The sequence below is a fragment of the Enterobacter sp. 940_PEND genome (assembly GCF_001059415.1).
GTDB classification, from domain to species: domain Bacteria; phylum Pseudomonadota; class Gammaproteobacteria; order Enterobacterales; family Enterobacteriaceae; genus Enterobacter; species Enterobacter cloacae_M.
Genome location: NZ_JUMS01000161.1, coordinates 11,703 through 28,435 on the forward strand (window position 1 = coordinate 11,703; position 16,733 = coordinate 28,435).

Below are 16,733 nucleotides of genomic sequence, written 5' to 3' on the forward strand. Positions count from 1 at the left end.
AGCACACTTTCGTGACACTAAAATTGCAGCTTAACGACATCGCAATTACATTGTATGACCCAAAAAATAAACAGTTAGCCAGCGAAGCACCTGGCGTCATGAGGATATGCTGTTGTCAGAATTCATGTCTCTTATCCTTTTTCTGGCTTCTGTCGGCGTTTACGCCTGGAAAGCCGGCCGTCACACCTGGTGGTTTATCGCCACGCTGGTAGTACTCGGCATTTTTATTATTTTAAACATTACCTTATACGCCAGCGACTATTTTACCGGTGACGGTATTAACGATGCGGTGCTCTACACGCTGACGAACAGCCTGACGGGCGCGGGCGTGGGCAAATACATTCTTCCGGGGCTAGGCCTTATCGTCGCTCTGGTGACGATTTTTGGCGCGCTGGCCTGGGTGCTGCGCCGACGTCGCCATCACCCGCACCATCATGGCTATAGCCTGCTGGCGTTGTTCCTGGCGCTGGCCTCCGTCGACGCCAGCCCGGCGTTCCATCAGATCACCGAGCTGGTGAAATCCCAGTCTCGCGACGGCGATCCGGATTTCGCGGCCTACTACAAAGAACCGTCGAAAACGATCGCCAGCCCGAAGCTCAATCTGGTCTACATCTACGGTGAAAGCCTGGAACGCACGTACTTTGATAACGATGCTTTCCCGAATCTGACGCCGGACCTGGGCGCGCTGAAAAACGAAGGTCTCGACTTCAGCCACACCATGCAGCTGCCGGGTACGGATTATACGATTGCCGGGATGGTTGCCTCCCAGTGCGGTATCCCGCTGTTCGCGCCTTTTGAAGGTAACGCCTCAGCCTCGATGTCGACGTTCTTCCCGCAGAATATTTGCCTCGGCGATATCCTGAAAAACTCCGGCTACGAAAACTATTTTGTGCAGGGGGCAAACCTGCGCTTTGCCGGAAAAGACGTGTTCCTGAAATCCCACGGTTTTGACCACCTGTATGGCTCAGAAGAGTTAAAAACGACGGTTGCCGATCCGAGCTACCGTAACGACTGGGGCTTCTATGACGATACGGTACTCGACGAAACCTGGAAGAAATTCGAGGAGCTTTCCCGCGCGGGCAAGCGTTTCTCCCTCTTTGCGCTGACGGTGGATACCCACCATCCGGACGGGTTCGTCTCGCGCAGCTGCAAACGCAAAAGCTACGACGTGGACGGCAAAAACAACAAGTCCTTCAGCGCCGTCACCTGCAGTCAGGAGCACATTGCCGCGCTGGTCGAGAAAATCAAAGCCTCGCCCTGGTTTAAAAACACCGTCATCGTCGTTTCGTCTGACCATCTGGCGATGAAAAACAGCGCCTGGGATCGGCTCAACAAGCAGGACCGCAGCAACCTGTTCTTTGTCCTGCGCGGCGACCAGCCGCAGCAGGAGGTAATTGCCACCAAACGCAACTCCATGGATAACGGCGCAACCGTGCTGGACATTCTGGGCGGCGACAACTTTATTGGCCTGGGCCGCAGCACGCTGTCGGGGCAATCCCTGTCGGAAGTGTTCCTCAACATGAAGGATAAAATCCTCGCCTGGAAGCCAGACATTATCCGCCTGTGGAACTTCCCGAAAGAGATGAAAGACTTCACCGTCGATCGGGATAAAAACACGATTGCCTTCTCGGGCAGCAGCTTCCGTCTGCCGCTGCTGGTGCGCGTGTCGGAGGGGCGCGTCGAGCCGCTGCCGGAAAGCGAATATTCCGCGCCGCTGCGCTATCAGCTGGCCGATTTTGCCCCACGCGATAATTTTGTCTGGGTCGACAGGTGTTACAAAATGGGCCAGCTCTGGTCGCAGCCGCTGGCGCTTTCTACCGACTGGTGCGTCTCTCAGGGTCAGCTCGGCGGGGAGCAAACCGTGCAGCACGTGGATAAATCCCAGTGGAAAGGCAAAACCGCGTTCAACGATACGGTGATTGATACCGCGCGCTATCAGCACAACATCGACATGCTTAAAGTCAGCGATAACGATATTCGCTACAAAGCGGACAGCTTTATCTTTAACGTGGCCGGCGCGCCCGAGGAAGTGAAGCAGTTTAGCGGCATCTCGCGTCCTGAGTCCTGGGGACGCTGGTCAAACGCGCAGCTGGGCAACGAGGTGAAAATTGAGTACGCCCACCCGCTGCCGGAACAGTTCGACCTGGTGATCACCGCCAGAGCGTATGGCCCTAACGCTAACAAGCCCGTACCCGTGCGCGTAGGCGATCGGGAGCAGACGCTGACGCTCGGGAACGACGTGAGCACGCACACGCTGCATTTTGAGAATCCTTCGCGCAGCAATACCCTGGTGATCGTGCCGCCGGACCCGCAGTCCACGAACGAGGGGAATATCCTTGGGCACTCACCGCGCGAGCTCGGGATCGGCATGGTTGAAATCAAAATCGTCAGCAAAGCGGGTTAACACGCGTCGCGCCCGGCGTGCTGCCGGGCGCTTATGAAAATAAATAATCCTATATCAGCCTTATAAATTAGATAAAAACTCTTTATACAAGCCATTTTTATTTATAAATATCCCGCCAAAATACAAATCCATAAAATGTGCGGCTCCTGAAATCACAACGGAGCGTTACGCACTTTTATCATGCTAACCGGCTATAAGTTCGAATCCATCCGGGCACTGCGCAGTGAAAATGTGATTGCCTGGGAGGTATTGTCTACGGCAAAGCCCCACGTCAATCTTGAAGATTACTTTGGCTCGATGCCCGCGACGCAGCGTAAAGCGCACTTCTTTGCGCAGCTTCGTCATGCCATGTTTTGCAAGGATGGCGACAAGTATTATCTCAATGCGACATCGGATTTACTGCTGGAAACGGACTTCCTCGACAGGCTAAAAGAAGAGACACCCTGCCCGGAGAGACTTGCTATCGAGGTTACCGATCTCCATACGATGGTCCAGCTCGAGGATACGCAAAGCCTGGCACTCCGGAAATGCATCGCGACGCTCCATCAGTGGGGGATAGAAGTGTGGGCAGACGATGTCTGCGAAGACCTTCTTCCCGATCTTCTGACCAGCCAGATCCGCTTCTGCGGCATCAAAATTGACAAACATACCTTCTGGAACGGGCGGATCGAGCAGGCAAAGTTTCTGCATCTCACCCGCCAGTGCAAGCGCGTCGCCAGCAAGGTGCTGATCGAAGGCATCGAAACCGCGGGTGATTTCGCGCTGGCCCGCGCCAGCGCGGCTGATTACGGCCAGGGCTATCTGTGGGGTAGAAAATGACCCCTTTCATTCCGAATGCTGGTTATCAGGTTATCGTTCTGAGCGGGAATACGTTTTTATGGCTTGGCCTCACTTCGATGATCTCGACGGCCGTTACCCCTCGCCCGGAGATGTATTGGATCCATGACGTTAATCCTGAAGGGCTTTTGCACCTGCAGGAACGACTGCTCAATACGCACACTGGAGAGAACTGGCTGGTATTTACGGATGCCGCGCGGGTCTGCGACGTTCACGCCTGCCTGCGCAACGAGCGGGTCCGAGTGGTCGCGGACAACCTCTCGTTTGCGCAGCTAAGCCACTGTTTTAGCGACACGACATTCGCCATCAAAAACGCCGCCACGCTCTCGCATCAGGAGAGGCGGGTTTGCATGTTGCTCCATAAAGGATTTAGTCCGGTTCGCATCGCAAAAATCATGAATAAGTCCCCTAAAACGATCTACACCCACAAGCGTAACGCGATGAACAAATTTTGTTGTCACAGCCTGGCGGAATTCCATCGAAAACTCTGCCTGCTGGACGCTCAGTCATTCGCTTTGTAATTGCACTGTTACTCACGTCAGGAAATAAGATCATGAAAATTATTCCCACCCTTGTAAGTTGTTCCGTTCTCCTGCTTCCTGCTGCTGCGATCGCCGCAGACAGTACCGCAAGCGCGACGATGCACGTATCACTTGAGGTCGTGAAATCGTGCACCCTTAAAGCCAACGACCTCAACTTCTCGCGTCACGGCTCCGATGAGTCGAGCGAAATCCAGGCCAAAACGCAGGTCGATATCGTCTGTACCAACGGCACGCCTTTCACCCTCACAGCCACCAGCAACGACGGCGAAAACGGTACCTTCTGGCTGAAGCCGGAAAACGGCGAAACGGGCGCGCAGAAGATTGCGTGGAAACTCTTTGCCGACGAAGGCAAACAGACGCAAATCACCGACACGAATGGCCTGGACGATACCGGCAACGGTGCGGAACAGGAGGAAACGCTGTATGGCGTCATTGACGCCGGGGCGCTGACAACCGCCCAGGCAGGTACCTACAGCGACGATATCACGTTAAAACTGGAGTACTGATCGTGCGTCGCTACCTTCCCTGCTTCATTCTGTGGCTCATGATGCTGGCGCTGCTGTCGCGCTACGCGCTGGCCGCCACGCTTCAGGTGGCCCCGGTAACGCTCGACCTGCAGAGCAATCAGCGGGCAGCGGCGGTCTATCTCACTAACACTGGGAAAGCGGCCATCCATGCGCAGATTCGGGTGTACGAATGGACGCAAAAAAACGGTAAAGATGTTCTGGTGGCCACCGGGGAGGTGGTCAGCAGCCCGGCGATGACATCATTGGCGCCGGGCCAGCAGCAGCTGGTGCGCATTATCGTCATGCAGCCTGGCGTCCGTGCACAGGAGCAAAGTTACCGGCTGGTCATTGACGAGCTGCCGGACGCCACGTCCCGTGCCGCCAATCCCAACGCGGTGCACTTCCTGCTGCGCTACTCGATTCCGGTGTTTATTGCCGGGAACCAGGACGCGCCAGCCAGCCACGATGCACTGAGCTGTGAGCAGGCAGAAATGCCGGCCACCCTCCGCTGTTTTAACGCCGGAAACCGCCACATCCGTCTGAGCCACCTTGAGGCCCTGACGGCCGATGGGCAGGTTGTAGGGTCGATTAAAGGCCTGGCGGGCTATGTGCTCCCGGGACAAACCACCCTTTTACCGCTTAAGCAGGCTTCACGACACGCGCTCAGCACGCTGCGCGTCTACCTCAATGATGACCACCATGCCAGCCAGATACCCCTGCGCCCGCTCGCTTCTCGCGCTCCTGTTTTGGGTACCGCTCATGCTGTCAGCCCGGACTGAACCCGCCGACACCGTGCAATGGCTGGCGATTACCGTGAACCACGCTCCGCGAGGAGAGCTTTGGGCCTGCCGGGTGGTGGATAATGCGCTATGGATAAGCCGCAGCGACATGAAAAAGCTGGGGCTTCACGCCCCGGACGATGGCGCCGGGTGGGTTGAACTGACGTCCCTGCCGGGCCTGAAGGTCAATGTCGACGTGCTGTCCCAGCAGGTGTCGATTACCGCAGAGGCAGAGGCGTTCGAGGGCCAGCAGCATCTGACCGTCACAAAGCCCACGCCGCTGTTTCGCTATCCTGATGCGCAGCCCGTCAACGCTTACACGCTCGGATACGCGCTCTACGCCAGCGACGCGCAGGGGAAACGCCAGCTTAATGCCCAGACCATACTGACCGCGTCCGGAGGGCTACCCGGAACGTTCAGCAGCAGTTTTTCAAGCCATGCCGGGGAGGAAAACAGCGCCGGTCGACCGACCCATACGCGTCTCGAAACCCGCTGGCAGTGGGATAACACCGACTCGCTGACCACTCTGGCGCTGGGCGATAGCATCACCACCGGCACCCGCTGGAGCCGGCAGGTGCGCTTTGGCGGGCTACACTGGGCGCGTAATTTTGAACTCAATCCCCAGCTCAATACCGAACCGCGCAGCCGCTACAGCGACACCGCCGTACTGCCTTCCACGGTCGATTTGTATATCGACGGTCTTAAGCAGAGCAGCCAGCGCGTCACGCCGGGAGACTTTCTGCTGGATACCCTGCCCTCCTTCACCGGAAGCGGGCAGGCGGAGGTGGTCATTACCGATATCAACGGCCAGCGTCGCGCCGTACAGCTCGATCTCTACGGCGCGCCGGGCATGCTGGCGGAAGGGCTCAGCAGCGGCTCGCTGGACATCGGCTGGATGCGGGAAAACTACGCCCTGCATTCCGACGACTATGCCGCCTCGCCGCTGCTGGACGCGGGCTGGCGCTATGGGGTTAATAATCACCTGACGCTGGCGCTGCATACGGAGCAGCAGCGCAGGCTGCGCAACGTAGGTATGGGCACTGACTGGCTGGTCTCTCCCGCCGTAGGGGTGGTCAGCCAGCACATTGCCGTGAGCGACAACCCTTACGGCCAGGGCATTCAGTGGGGCCTCGGCTGGCAGTGGAACGGCAGAGGAACGGGCATTTCAGCCAGCACCGTCCGTACCGGGGCGGATTTCGCCGACAACGCCCGCATGAGCGGTGCTGCGCCCGTCAGACGCAGCGACAGCGTTTGGGTAAGCCACTCCGTCCCCCACTTCGGCACCGTGGGCGCGGGCTGGGTACAGCAAAACATTCAGGGCAGCACACAGCGCTACCTCAACGCCTCCTGGTCGCTGTCGCTGCCGGCACACATCTCCACCACGCTGAGCTATACCCGCTCGTTTACGGATTCATCGAGTCACGTTCAGCTGCTGTTTTCCGTCCCATTGGGTCGCGAGGACACGCTCTCCGTCCAGGCCAGCCGGGATAAACCGCGCATGGATTACCGCCACCAGCCGGACGATGAGGCCGGCGGCTGGTCATGGGAGCTGGGCCAGGGCTTTGGCGAACGACGTGAAAGATATGCGGACGTAGGCTATCTGGGCCGAGCGGGTGAATGGCACGTTGGGCTGCAGCAAAGTGCTCACCAGGGCAACCAGTACGCCTCAGCCGAAGGTAGCCTGACGCTGCTGGACGGCAGCCTGCACGCGCTGCGCTATATCCAGCAGGGCATGGCGCTGGTGTCCACGCACGGCATTGGGCACGTACCGGTGATGCTGGAAAACCGCCCGGCCGGTGAAACGGATAAGAACGGTTATCTCCTGCTGACCGACCTGCCGCGTTACCACAACAGCAAAATCAGCATTAACCCACTCGATTTGCCTGCCGACGTGATCGCACCCGTCACCGACATGCACGCCAGACCGGGCAACAGCAGCGCGGTAAAAGTCGATTTTAACGTCCATCACGCCGTCACGGTTCAGGCCCGACTGGTCGACAGCCGCCGCAGTCCGCTCCCGCTGGGCAGCGTAGTTTCTACGCCGCAGGGCGCCACGATCGTGGGACGCGACGGCTTTATCTGGCTTGAAGATCCGCCCCTGCCGGGTGAACTGGTGGTGAAGACCGGTGAGGGAGAGTGCCGGGTCACGCTTCCGGCGCCGCGTACCGCGTCATCAATACAGAATATCGGAGAACAACTGTGTCATTAAGAGCGCCATTATTATTGCTGCTCGTCCTGTCCGTGAAGGCGATGGCGGCAGCCTGCTGGATAACCTCCACGCCCGCCATTAACTTTGGCAACGTCGTGGCGGGCAACACAACCTCCGTCAACACCGAGGTCAAATTTAGCTGCCAGGCCGACCAGGTCGACAACGAGGGCAGGATGGAATATATCAACGTCTGCCTGAGCAGCGTTGATGCACCGCCCTTTGAGATGATCTCGCAGGGGGATCAGGAGGGGAAACAGTACACCCTCCTCTTTCGCCTGCTTAACGGCGCAGCGCGCTCTCAGGAGCTGGGGCCTGCCAGCAACGGGAACCTGATCCAGCAGACCCTTGCCGCGAAAAGCAATGCCAACGTCAGCGGTATCTTTCCGCTTATCGCTACCATTCCGGCAGGGCAAAGCCAGCTCCCGGCATACCACTATTACAACTACAACATGAATCTGCGCATCGCCTGGCACAGCGCGGTGCGTCAGGATGCGCTGCAAAACTGCTCGGACGGTTCTGCTGAGGGAGAGCAGGTGCAGGGCGGCACCAGCGCGCAGGCCGAAATCAGCCAGGGATGCTACATCGAGCGCGTGACGCCGCTTAACTTCGGCACCCTGACCAGCACCGCTACCCTGCGCCCGACGCGATCCACCGCCACCGTCACCACGCGCTGTCCGGCCGGAATCGTGTTCACCCTTGCCATGGGCAATGGCAACCATGCCAGCGGTAGTCAGCGGCAGCTCTGTAACAGCGAGGGCCAGTGCCTGCGCTACGGGCTCTGGCAGGATGAGGCGGCCACGCAACGCTGGGGGGATCAAAGCAGCGGTGATGCGCTGCAGGTCACCAACCCTGCAGGCGGCACCCAGAACTACACCGTTTACGGCGAAGTCCCGGCACAGCAGCTAACCGGTACCGGGGAATTTATTGATGACGTGATTATCACGCTGACTTATTAAACCACCCAAAATCCTGTCTGGATCAATGTTATCGGTAACAGTGGCGTTAAAATAGCCAGCAGTGCTGCCCGGAAGGCGTAAGCCTTCTCTTTTTATTCGTTATCTCTGTTTTTATTACAAGAACTTATGAAATACCTGCTTGCTGACGCCATCGTCTATAACGACGAGGACGGTTCTGTTTCTCTTATCAATGCGCCGGATGAAGATGCGCAGCTCCTCACCTGTACGGCGAATACCATCCTGAGGCTGCTGGTTCAGCATCATGGGAACGTGGTCGAACGGGAAACCTTTCTTCAGGAAGTCTGGGATCGGCGAGGGCTCCAGGGGTCTAACAACTCCTTAAACCAGTACATCAGCATTCTGCGCAAAATGCTGGCGACTCTGCTTCCCGACGAGCTCTTTATCGTTACCGTACCGAAAACAGGCTTTATGCTCAGCGCAGACGTCACGGTCACCCCGCTTGAGGAGGCCCCGCCGACCGCGGAAACGGCGAAACCGGCAAGGCGCGTTCGCCCGGAATGGCTGTTCTGCGGCGCGCTCACGCTGGTCGTCGTTGCGCTATGCCTCTGGATCGCGCTCATCAAGCCAGAAAACTCGCAGCGGGAGATCCATCTGCTGACGCATATCGGCACCTGTCCGGTCTACACCTTTACGCCGCTGGCGGACGTTTTTCACGGGAAGGCGATTACGCTCGCGCAAACGCTTCAAAAGGACGGCCATCTTCCGTGCCTGAAAAATTCGATTTTCTACATGCACATTCAGAGAACGCTTTTCTACGGCCACGAAGGGCGGCTGGTGCTCTCCCAGTGTTCCCTCACGCGGGGTAAAGCCAGCGCCTGTCGTACGCTTTACTATTACGAGTGGTGATATGAGACACAAAAAAGTTTGGCTTATCCTGATCCTGAACCTGCTGCTGCTGGGCTCCGCGCTGGCCTGGTACTTCCACACGCCCCCGCTCTCGGTAGCCTGCGATGGAAACCTGACCTTCTCCGACAGGCGCGACAGCCACGATTTCACCTTTGACGGTGAGATCATTATGCGTTTTCATCCCGACAAAACGGGGTACATCACGCTAAACGGCAGCGTGGTTAATGCCCCGCGCAGCTGGGAGGTTTCCCGCCAGGAGATGTTTAAATGGCGTCACGTGGAGGGCGAACTATATGAGATCGCTATTCAAAAAGTGGAGCGTTTTAGCCACGATGCCATGCCGCCAGGAGTCTTTGAAAAGTACGTCGCGGGCCTGACGCTGGGCAATAAAAGGCTCCTGACGATAGAGCGCACGCCGGAAGACGCGCTGGTGATCAGCAATTTTTACTCGCCGGTGCTGATCTGCTCGGAATAATGTCGACGGGTCAGGCTATACTTCCCGCCATGAATATTCGCATTCGCCCCACTACCCCTCACGACATTATCGCCCTGCCCGCCATTGAACGCGCGGCGGGCGAGCGCTTTCGTGAAAGCCCGGATCTCGCCTGGCTTGCCAACGGCGAGGTCATTTCCACTGAGCAGCACCTTGAGTATGTCGAACGTGGGCTAAGCTGGCTGGCGCTGGCGAACGACCAGCCCGTCGGGTTTATCCTTGCCGAGGCCCATCCTTCATCACTGTTTATTGTCGAACTCTCGGTTGATCTGGACTGGCAGGGAAAAGGGATCGGCAGGCAGCTCATCGCCTGCGTGGCAGACCATGCCCGTAAAAGAGGGCTGACAGCGCTGACGTTGACGACGTTCAGGGACGTACCGTGGAATGCGCCGTTCTATGCGCGGCTGGGGTTTGAAAAAATGACGACGCTGACGCCTGAACTGCGTCAGAAAAGGGAAGAAGAGGCAGCGCACGGTTTCGCCTTTGAAACGCGCTGCGCCATGCGCCTGCCTCTGTAATATCGCCCGGTGGCGCTTCGCTTACCGGGCCTACAAAACCCTGAACCGTAGGCCGGGTAAGGCGCAGCCGCCACCCGGCACAACGCACCGAGTTAGAACGTTTCCCAGTTATCGCCTGAATCGGCCGTCGCGGTTTTACGCGCCATCACCGGCGTGGAAACCGCTTTAGCCGCAGCGAACTCGCGCGCTTTCATCTGCTCCTGCTGAATGCGGAACACCGCCACGGCCTGCGTCAGACGGCTTGCCTGCTCTTCCAGTGCGGCTGCCGCTGCGGCAGATTCCTCAACCAGCGAGGCGTTCTGCTGGGTCACGCGATCCATCTCAGCTACCGCCAGACCCACCTGGTCGATACCGCGGCTCTGCTCGTCAGACGCAGAGGCGATTTCACCCATGATGTCCGTTACGCGGGTCACCGCGTTCACGATCTCACCCATGGTTTCACCGGCGCTTTCTACCAGCGTTGAGCCCACTTCCACGCGGCCCACGGAGTCTTCAATCAGGCTCTTGATCTCGCGAGCCGCCTGGGCGCTGCGCTGGGCCAGGTTACGTACTTCACCTGCCACCACCGCAAAACCACGACCCTGCTCGCCCGCACGCGCCGCTTCTACCGCCGCGTTCAGTGCCAGAATGTTGGTCTGGAAGGCGATGCCGTCGATCACGCTGATAATGTCGGCAATTTTCTGCGAACTGCCCGCGATATCACGCATGGTCTGCACCACGTTATCCACCACTTTGCCGCCTTTCTGCGCGGTTTCAGAGGCGCTCAGCGCAAGATGGCTCGCCTGACGGGCGTTTTCGGCGTTCTGCTTAACGGTCGCCGTCAGCTGCTCCATGCTGGCAGCGGTCTCTTCCAGGGAAGCGGCCTGCTGTTCGGTACGGGAAGAGAGGTCGTTATTGCCCATCGCAATTTCGCTCGCGCCGCTGTAGATCGCGTTCGCGCCGTTACGCACGTCGCCGACGGTACGCACCAGCTCACCCTGCATATGGCGCAGCGAGTCGGCCAGTTCACCCATCTCGTTGGTGCCCTGAACCTCAATGCGCTTCACCAGGTCGCCGCTGGCGATATGGCGAATGTTGTCGATCAGACGATTCAGCGGAGAGATCAGCGTCTGCTTGATGTTGAGCCAGACGGCCACGATCACCACCAGCACGGCAATCAGGACGCCGATCAGCACCCAGATAGCCTGGCTGAAGGAGCTGTTGCTGTCTTCGACCGCCATCTGGTACAGCTTGTCGTTCTGCTGCAGGTAGCTCACGTACTGCTTCTCAAAACCGTCCTGATAACTCTGGGTCGGCTGGTCGAAGAAGGCGTTGATTTTGCCGGCACCCAGCAGCTGAATCAGCTCCGCCAGCGCGCCGTGGTAAATATCATAGTTGCGCTTGATCTCCATGGCATCCGCATCGCTTTGACGCGGATCGCGCGGCAGGGCTTCGTAGGCAGCCCAGTTTTTTTCCGCCTGTTTCAGAGACGTTGACGCAATTTGCATCAAATCGTTAACGGTCGCGCCGCTGCCGATATTGCTCTGATCCATCATGTAGCGGATACCCGCACGGTTCAGGGTATTACGGGTTTGCAGCAACGCTACCCAGCTGGCGTTCAGCGTGGATTGTTGCTGGCGAATGGTTTGCAGGACGGTGAAATTCTCTTTGTCATTCTTAAGGGCATTAAAGAAAAGACCACCGGACGTGAGTTGTAAAAGGCCAAATATCGCTAAAACCAGCATTAAGCTGGTGACAATCTTGATACGGTTTAACATGTTTTCTCTTTCCTCAGACAGATACAGAATTTTCGGCCTGGAAAGGGAAAACTTTACGAAAATCATCCTGGAATTTGTGGTTTTTACTCTTCTTCCCGCGCTGCGTTATGCTGGTTTCCGAGTTCAATAAACTCTTCCAGCAGCGCCGTCAGCTGTTTCATCTTCTCCGGCGTGTATTCCGCCTCGATCTGCTGATACGCCTCTTCGACCTGCGCCTGGGCGTGTTCATACAGCGCATTCCCCTCTTTGGTTAGCGACACGTACAGCTTGCGCTGGTCGTTCACCGGCTTTAAGCGCAGCACCAGGCCGTCGCGCTCCATCCGCGTCAGAATGCCGGTCAGGCTCGGGCGCAGGATGCAGGTGCGAAACGCCAGATCGTGAAAATCCATCGACGGATGTTCAGCCAGCACGCGCACGATGCGCCACTGCTGCTCGGTCAGGTTATGGCGCTTCACGATCGGGCGGAAGTACGACATCGCCGCTTCCCGCGCCTGCAGCAGCGCGATGGTTAATGAATCATGCATAGCCTTTCCCCTTAACATCATTAACAAGTAAACAATCACTAAAAGATGTTTTTATAAACAACACGTTTTCCGTCAAAAAGTCTAACAGAAACCCAATAATTTTATTAACTCTATGATTTAACTATAAACAAATCACATAATGTAAATTTATTGTTATTCCCATCACAAATCTTTCACTTCTGATTGCGAAATAAACAGCAAAAGCATAAAACCAGATCATTAACATATTAATGAAATCACAACCCGGACCGCCGGGGTGAGGAGTATATGAATGAAAGGTACCGTTTTTGCCGTCGCCCTCAACCATCAAAGCCAGCATGAAGCCTGGCGTGAGGCCTTTGAAAAAGCGCCCTACAACACGCCGCCGAAAACGGCGGTGTGGTTTATCAAGCCGCATAACACGGTGATTCGTGCGGGCGAGCCGATCCCCTTCCCTCACGGGGAAACGGTGCTGAGCGGTGCGACGGTGGCGCTGGTCGTGGGCAAAACCGCCAGCAAGGTGCGCCCGGAGGACGCCGCGGAGTACATCGCGGGATATGCGCTCGCCAACGAGGTGAGCCTGCCGGAAGAGAGCTTCTACCGCCCGGCCATCAAGGCCAAATGCCGGGACGGATTTTGCCCGCTCGGCGAACTTGTCGCCGTTGGTAACGTGGATAACCTGACCATCATCACCGAGATCAACGGCCGCGAAGCGGATCACTGGAGCACGGCCGATCTTCAGCGTAACGCCGCCGAACTGCTGAGCGCCCTGAGCGAGTTCGCCACCCTCAATCCCGGCGATGCGATCCTGCTCGGCACCCCGCAAAGCCGCGTGGAGATCCGCCCGGGCGATCGCGTGCGTGTTCTGGCAGAAGGCTTTCCGCCGCTGGAAAATCCGGTGGTGGATGAGCGTAGCGTCACTATTGCGCACAGCACGCCGCCGCAAGCCACGCTGTTTGCCCTCGGTCTGAACTATGCCGATCACGCCAGCGAGCTGGACTTCAAGCCGCCAACCGAGCCGCTGGTATTTATCAAAGCGCCAAACACCTTCAACGGCGACGGCCAGACGTCGGTGCGCCCGAACAATATCGAATACATGCATTACGAAGCGGAGCTGGTGGTGGTCATCGGTAAAACCGCGCGTAAGGTCAGCGAAGCCGAGGCGATGGACCATGTTGCGGGCTATACGGTCTGCAACGACTACGCCATCCGCGACTACCTGGAAAACTACTACCGCCCGAACCTGCGGGTAAAAAGCCGCGACGGGCTGACGCCCATTTCCCCCCACATCGTGCCGAAAGCGGCAATTCCCGATCCGCACAACCTCGCCCTGCGCACCTTCGTTAACGGCGAGCTGCGCCAGGAAGGCACCACCGCCGATCTCATTTTCAGCATCCCGTACCTGATCGCGTACCTGAGCGATTTTATGACCCTGCAGCCTGGCGACATGATCGCCACCGGCACGCCGAAGGGGTTGTCCGACGTGGTGCCGGGCGATGAGGTGGTGGTGGAAGTGGAGGGCGTGGGACGCCTGGTGAACCGAATTGTCAGCGAGGAGACTGCAAAATGAAAAAGATTAACCACTGGATCAACGGTAAAAACGTTACCGGAAGCGAGTACTTCCACACCACCAACCCGGCTTCCGGCGAGGTGCTGGCAGAAGTCGCCTCCGGCGGTGAAGCTGAAATTCACCAGGCCGTCGCCGCCGCCAAAGAGGCGTTCCCGAAATGGGCCAACCTGCCGATGAAGGAACGCGCGCGCCTGATGCGTCGTCTGGGCGACCTGATCGACCAGAACGTGCCCGAGATCGCCGCCATGGAAACCGCCGATACCGGCCTGCCGATCCACCAGACCAAAAACGTGCTGATTCCGCGCGCCTCGCACAACTTCGAGTTCTTCGCCGAGGTGTGCCAGCAGATGAACGGCAAAACCTACCCGGTCGACGACAAGATGCTCAACTACACCCTGGTGCAGCCGGTGGGCGTCTGCGCGCTGGTGTCGCCGTGGAACGTGCCTTTTATGACCGCCACCTGGAAGGTTGCGCCGTGCCTGGCACTCGGAAACACCGCGGTGCTGAAGATGTCTGAACTCTCCCCGCTGACCGCCGACCGTCTGGGCGAGCTGGCGCTGGAGGCGGGCATTCCGGCGGGCGTGCTCAACGTGGTGCAGGGCTACGGCGCGACGGCGGGCGACGCGCTGGTGCGCCATCACGACGTGCGCGCCGTCTCCTTCACCGGCGGCACCGCCACCGGGCGCAACATCATGAAAAACGCCGGGCTGAAGAAGTACTCCATGGAGCTGGGCGGCAAATCCCCGGTGCTAATTTTTGAAGACGCTGACATCGAGCGCGCGCTGGACGCCGCCCTGTTCACTATCTTCTCGATCAACGGTGAGCGCTGCACCGCGGGCTCGCGCATCTTCATTCAGCAGAGTATCTATCCGGAATTCGTGAAGCGCTTTGCCGAACGCGCCAACCGCCTGCGCGTTGGGGATCCAAACGATCCGAACACCCAGATCGGCGCGCTCATCAGCCAGCAGCACTGGGAGAAGGTTTCCGGCTACATCCGCCTCGGCATTGAAGAAGGGGCAACCCTGCTGGCAGGCGGCCCGGACAAACCGACCGACCTGCCTGCGCACCTGAAGGGCGGCAACTTCCTGCGACCAACCGTGCTGGCGGACGTCGACAACCGCATGCGCGTGGCGCAGGAAGAAATCTTCGGGCCGGTGGCCTGCCTGCTGCCGTTTAAGGACGAAGCGGAAGGGCTGCGCCTGGCCAACGACGTGGAGTACGGCCTGGCGTCATACATCTGGACCCAGGACGTCAGCAAGGTACTGCGCCTGGCACGGAATATCGAAGCGGGGATGGTGTTCGTCAACACCCAGAACGTGCGCGACCTGCGCCAGCCGTTTGGCGGCGTGAAGGCCTCCGGCACCGGCCGCGAGGGCGGGGAGTACAGCTTTGAAGTGTTCGCGGAGATGAAGAACGTCTGCATCTCCATGGGCGACCATCCGATTCCAAAGTGGGGGATCTGACCATGGGTAAATTAGCGCTAGCGGCAAAAATCACCCACGTGCCGTCGATGTACCTCTCCGAGCTGCCGGGGAAAAACCACGGCTGCCGCCAGTCGGCCATCGACGGGCATAAAGAAATCAGCAAGCGCTGCCGCGAGCTGGGCGTGGACACCATCATCGTGTTCGACACCCACTGGCTGGTGAACAGCGCGTACCACATCAACTGTGCGGACCATTTTGCGGGCGTCTACACCAGCAACGAGCTGCCGCACTTTATCCGCGACATGACCTACGACTACGACGGCAACCCGAAACTCGGCCAGCTGATCGCCGACGAGGCGGTGAAGCTCGGCGTGCGCGCCAAAGCGCACAACATCCCGAGCCTCAAGCTGGAGTACGGCACGCTGGTGCCGATGCGCTACATGAACGCGGATAAACACTTCAAAGTAGTCTCCATCTCGGCGTTCTGCACGGTTCACGACTTCGCCGACAGCCGCAGGCTGGGCGAGGCCATCGTCAGCGCCATTGAGAAATACGACGGCACCGTGGCGGTGCTCGCCAGCGGCTCGCTATCGCACCGCTTTATCGACGACCAGCGCGCGGAAGAAGGGATGAATAGCTACACCCGCGAGTTCGACCGTCAGATGGACGAGCGCGTGGTGAAGCTGTGGCGCGAGGGGCAGTTCAAAGAATTCTGCAGCATGCTGCCGGAGTACGCCGACTACTGCTACGGCGAGGGCAACATGCACGACACGGTGATGCTGCTGGGGATGCTCGGCTGGGACCAGTACGACGGTAAGGTGGAGTTCCTCACCGAGCTGTTCGCCAGCTCCGGCACCGGCCAGGTTAACGCCGTTTTCCCGCTGCCCGCGTAAGGAGTCACCATGCCGCACTTTATTGCTGAATGTACCGACAACATCCGCGAGCAGGCGGACCTGCCGGGGCTGTTCGCCAAAGTCAACGAGGCGCTGGCCGCCACGGGCATCTTCCCCATCGGCGGCATCCGCAGCCGCGCCCACTGGCTGGACACCTGGCAGATGGCCGACGGCAGGCACGACTACGCCTTTGTGCATATGACGCTGAAGATTGGCGCCGGGCGCAGCCTGGAGAGCCGGGAAGCCGTGGGGGAGATGCTTTTTGCGCTGATCAAGGAACATTTCGCGGAGCTGATGGCCGACCGCTATCTGGCGCTGTCGTTCGAGCTCGACGAGCTGCACCCGACGCTCAATTACAAACAAAACAACGTGCACGCGTTGTTTAAGTAATACCGGCACGGCCAGCCCCCTGTCCCTTTGGGAAAGGGTTAGGGTGAGGGGAAATCTCTGCGGCCTGATGCCCTCACCCCGGCCC

The 16,733-nt window shown here is 58.5% G+C and carries 16 protein-coding genes; 14 read left to right on the forward strand and 2 right to left on the reverse strand.

What is annotated here, in order from left to right; all coding sequences use genetic code 11:
• The first annotated feature begins 112 nt into the window (after positions 1–112).
• From opgB to ADJ24_RS22045, 10 genes are all read left to right on the forward strand, one after another.
• Positions 113–2,404 (forward strand): phosphatidylglycerol--membrane-oligosaccharide glycerophosphotransferase, encoded by a 2,292-nt coding sequence (gene opgB, locus ADJ24_RS22000; protein WP_023310295.1) that lies wholly within the window; start codon positions 113–115, stop codon positions 2,402–2,404.
• 180 nt (positions 2,405–2,584) lie between these two features.
• Positions 2,585–3,223, forward strand: coding sequence for an EAL domain-containing protein (locus tag ADJ24_RS22005; protein ID WP_023310294.1), 639 nt, complete (start codon positions 2,585–2,587; stop codon positions 3,221–3,223).
• A complete protein-coding gene (locus tag ADJ24_RS22010) occupies positions 3,220–3,762 on the forward strand; it encodes a helix-turn-helix transcriptional regulator (RefSeq protein WP_023310293.1) in 543 nt (180 codons plus the stop codon). The genes ADJ24_RS22005 and ADJ24_RS22010 overlap by 4 nt, the downstream gene beginning before the upstream one ends.
• Before the next feature lie 32 nt (positions 3,763–3,794).
• Positions 3,795–4,289, forward strand: a complete 495-nt coding sequence (locus ADJ24_RS22015; RefSeq protein WP_023310292.1) for a Csu type fimbrial protein — start codon at positions 3,795–3,797, stop codon at positions 4,287–4,289.
• A 2-nt stretch (positions 4,290–4,291) separates the two neighbouring features.
• Positions 4,292–5,068: a fimbrial biogenesis chaperone gene (locus ADJ24_RS22020; protein ID WP_023310291.1), complete on the forward strand. Its 777-nt coding sequence runs from the start codon at positions 4,292–4,294 to the stop codon at positions 5,066–5,068.
• Positions 4,989–7,277 (forward strand): fimbria/pilus outer membrane usher protein, encoded by a 2,289-nt coding sequence (locus ADJ24_RS22025; RefSeq protein ID WP_233424600.1) that lies wholly within the window; start codon positions 4,989–4,991, stop codon positions 7,275–7,277. Before ADJ24_RS22020 ends, ADJ24_RS22025 begins: the two co-directional genes overlap by 80 nt.
• On the forward strand, positions 7,268–8,233 hold the full coding sequence (locus tag ADJ24_RS22030) for a Csu type fimbrial protein (RefSeq protein ID WP_023310289.1): 966 nt from the start codon (positions 7,268–7,270) through the stop codon (positions 8,231–8,233). The genes ADJ24_RS22025 and ADJ24_RS22030 overlap by 10 nt, the downstream gene beginning before the upstream one ends.
• Positions 8,234–8,359: 126 nt before the next feature.
• Positions 8,360–9,100, forward strand: a complete 741-nt coding sequence (locus tag ADJ24_RS22035) for a winged helix-turn-helix domain-containing protein (RefSeq protein WP_023310288.1) — start codon at positions 8,360–8,362, stop codon at positions 9,098–9,100.
• Between the two features lies 1 nt (position 9,101).
• Entirely contained in the window at positions 9,102–9,575 is a 474-nt protein-coding gene (locus tag ADJ24_RS22040; RefSeq protein ID WP_023310287.1) for a hypothetical protein, read from the forward strand.
• A 29-nt stretch (positions 9,576–9,604) separates the two neighbouring features.
• Positions 9,605–10,111 (forward strand): GNAT family N-acetyltransferase, encoded by a 507-nt coding sequence (locus ADJ24_RS22045; RefSeq protein WP_032668053.1) that lies wholly within the window; start codon positions 9,605–9,607, stop codon positions 10,109–10,111.
• 92 nt (positions 10,112–10,203) lie between these two features.
• Here the strand turns inward: ADJ24_RS22045 and tsr are convergent, their stop codons facing one another.
• Together tsr and hpaR are read right to left on the reverse strand one after the other, a co-directional pair.
• The gene (gene tsr, locus ADJ24_RS22050) at positions 10,204–11,868 is read right to left on the reverse strand and encodes a methyl-accepting chemotaxis protein (RefSeq protein WP_023310285.1); all 1,665 of its coding nucleotides are present in this window, start codon (positions 11,866–11,868) and stop codon (positions 10,204–10,206) included.
• An 83-nt stretch (positions 11,869–11,951) separates the two neighbouring features.
• On the reverse strand, positions 11,952–12,392 hold the full coding sequence (gene hpaR / locus ADJ24_RS22055) for a homoprotocatechuate degradation operon regulator HpaR (protein ID WP_023310284.1): 441 nt from the start codon (positions 12,390–12,392) through the stop codon (positions 11,952–11,954).
• Positions 12,393–12,663: 271 nt separating this feature from the next.
• Between hpaR and hpaG the strand changes: the two genes are divergently transcribed.
• From hpaG to ADJ24_RS22075, 4 genes are read left to right on the forward strand one after another with little or no spacing between them, the layout of a single operon-like run.
• On the forward strand, positions 12,664–13,941 hold the full coding sequence (hpaG, locus tag ADJ24_RS22060; RefSeq protein ID WP_023310283.1) for a 4-hydroxyphenylacetate degradation bifunctional isomerase/decarboxylase: 1,278 nt from the start codon (positions 12,664–12,666) through the stop codon (positions 13,939–13,941).
• Complete coding sequence (gene hpaE / locus ADJ24_RS22065; RefSeq protein ID WP_023310282.1) at positions 13,938–15,404, forward strand: 5-carboxymethyl-2-hydroxymuconate semialdehyde dehydrogenase; 1,467 nt, start codon at positions 13,938–13,940, stop codon at positions 15,402–15,404. The genes hpaG and hpaE overlap by 4 nt, the downstream gene beginning before the upstream one ends.
• Positions 15,405–15,406: 2 nt before the next feature.
• A complete protein-coding gene (hpaD, locus tag ADJ24_RS22070; protein ID WP_023310281.1) occupies positions 15,407–16,258 on the forward strand; it encodes a 3,4-dihydroxyphenylacetate 2,3-dioxygenase in 852 nt (283 codons plus the stop codon).
• A gap of 9 nt (positions 16,259–16,267) precedes the next feature.
• On the forward strand, positions 16,268–16,648 hold the full coding sequence (locus ADJ24_RS22075; RefSeq protein WP_023310280.1) for a 5-carboxymethyl-2-hydroxymuconate Delta-isomerase: 381 nt from the start codon (positions 16,268–16,270) through the stop codon (positions 16,646–16,648).
• The last annotated feature ends 85 nt before the right edge of the window (positions 16,649–16,733 follow it).

Excerpts from the sequence above, each read along its gene's own strand:
- ADJ24_RS22005 (WP_023310294.1), top strand. The coding sequence starts at position 2,585 with ATGCTAACCGGCTATAAGTTCGAATCCATCCGGGCACTGCGCAGTGAA.
- ADJ24_RS22040 (WP_023310287.1), top strand. The coding sequence starts at position 9,102 with ATGAGACACAAAAAAGTTTGGCTTATCCTGATCCTGAACCTGCTGCTG.
- tsr (WP_023310285.1), bottom strand. The coding sequence starts at position 11,868 with ATGTTAAACCGTATCAAGATTGTCACCAGCTTAATGCTGGTTTTAGCG.
- ADJ24_RS22010 (WP_023310293.1), top strand. The coding sequence starts at position 3,220 with ATGACCCCTTTCATTCCGAATGCTGGTTATCAGGTTATCGTTCTGAGC.
- ADJ24_RS22045 (WP_032668053.1), top strand. The coding sequence starts at position 9,605 with ATGAATATTCGCATTCGCCCCACTACCCCTCACGACATTATCGCCCTG.
- hpaE (WP_023310282.1), top strand. The coding sequence starts at position 13,938 with ATGAAAAAGATTAACCACTGGATCAACGGTAAAAACGTTACCGGAAGC.
- ADJ24_RS22025 (WP_233424600.1), top strand. The coding sequence starts at position 4,989 with ATGCCAGCCAGATACCCCTGCGCCCGCTCGCTTCTCGCGCTCCTGTTT.
- hpaG (WP_023310283.1), top strand. The coding sequence starts at position 12,664 with ATGAAAGGTACCGTTTTTGCCGTCGCCCTCAACCATCAAAGCCAGCAT.
- ADJ24_RS22015 (WP_023310292.1), top strand. The coding sequence starts at position 3,795 with ATGAAAATTATTCCCACCCTTGTAAGTTGTTCCGTTCTCCTGCTTCCT.
- hpaD (WP_023310281.1), top strand. The coding sequence starts at position 15,407 with ATGGGTAAATTAGCGCTAGCGGCAAAAATCACCCACGTGCCGTCGATG.
- ADJ24_RS22035 (WP_023310288.1), top strand. The coding sequence starts at position 8,360 with ATGAAATACCTGCTTGCTGACGCCATCGTCTATAACGACGAGGACGGT.
- hpaR (WP_023310284.1), bottom strand. The coding sequence starts at position 12,392 with ATGCATGATTCATTAACCATCGCGCTGCTGCAGGCGCGGGAAGCGGCG.
- ADJ24_RS22075 (WP_023310280.1), top strand. The coding sequence starts at position 16,268 with ATGCCGCACTTTATTGCTGAATGTACCGACAACATCCGCGAGCAGGCG.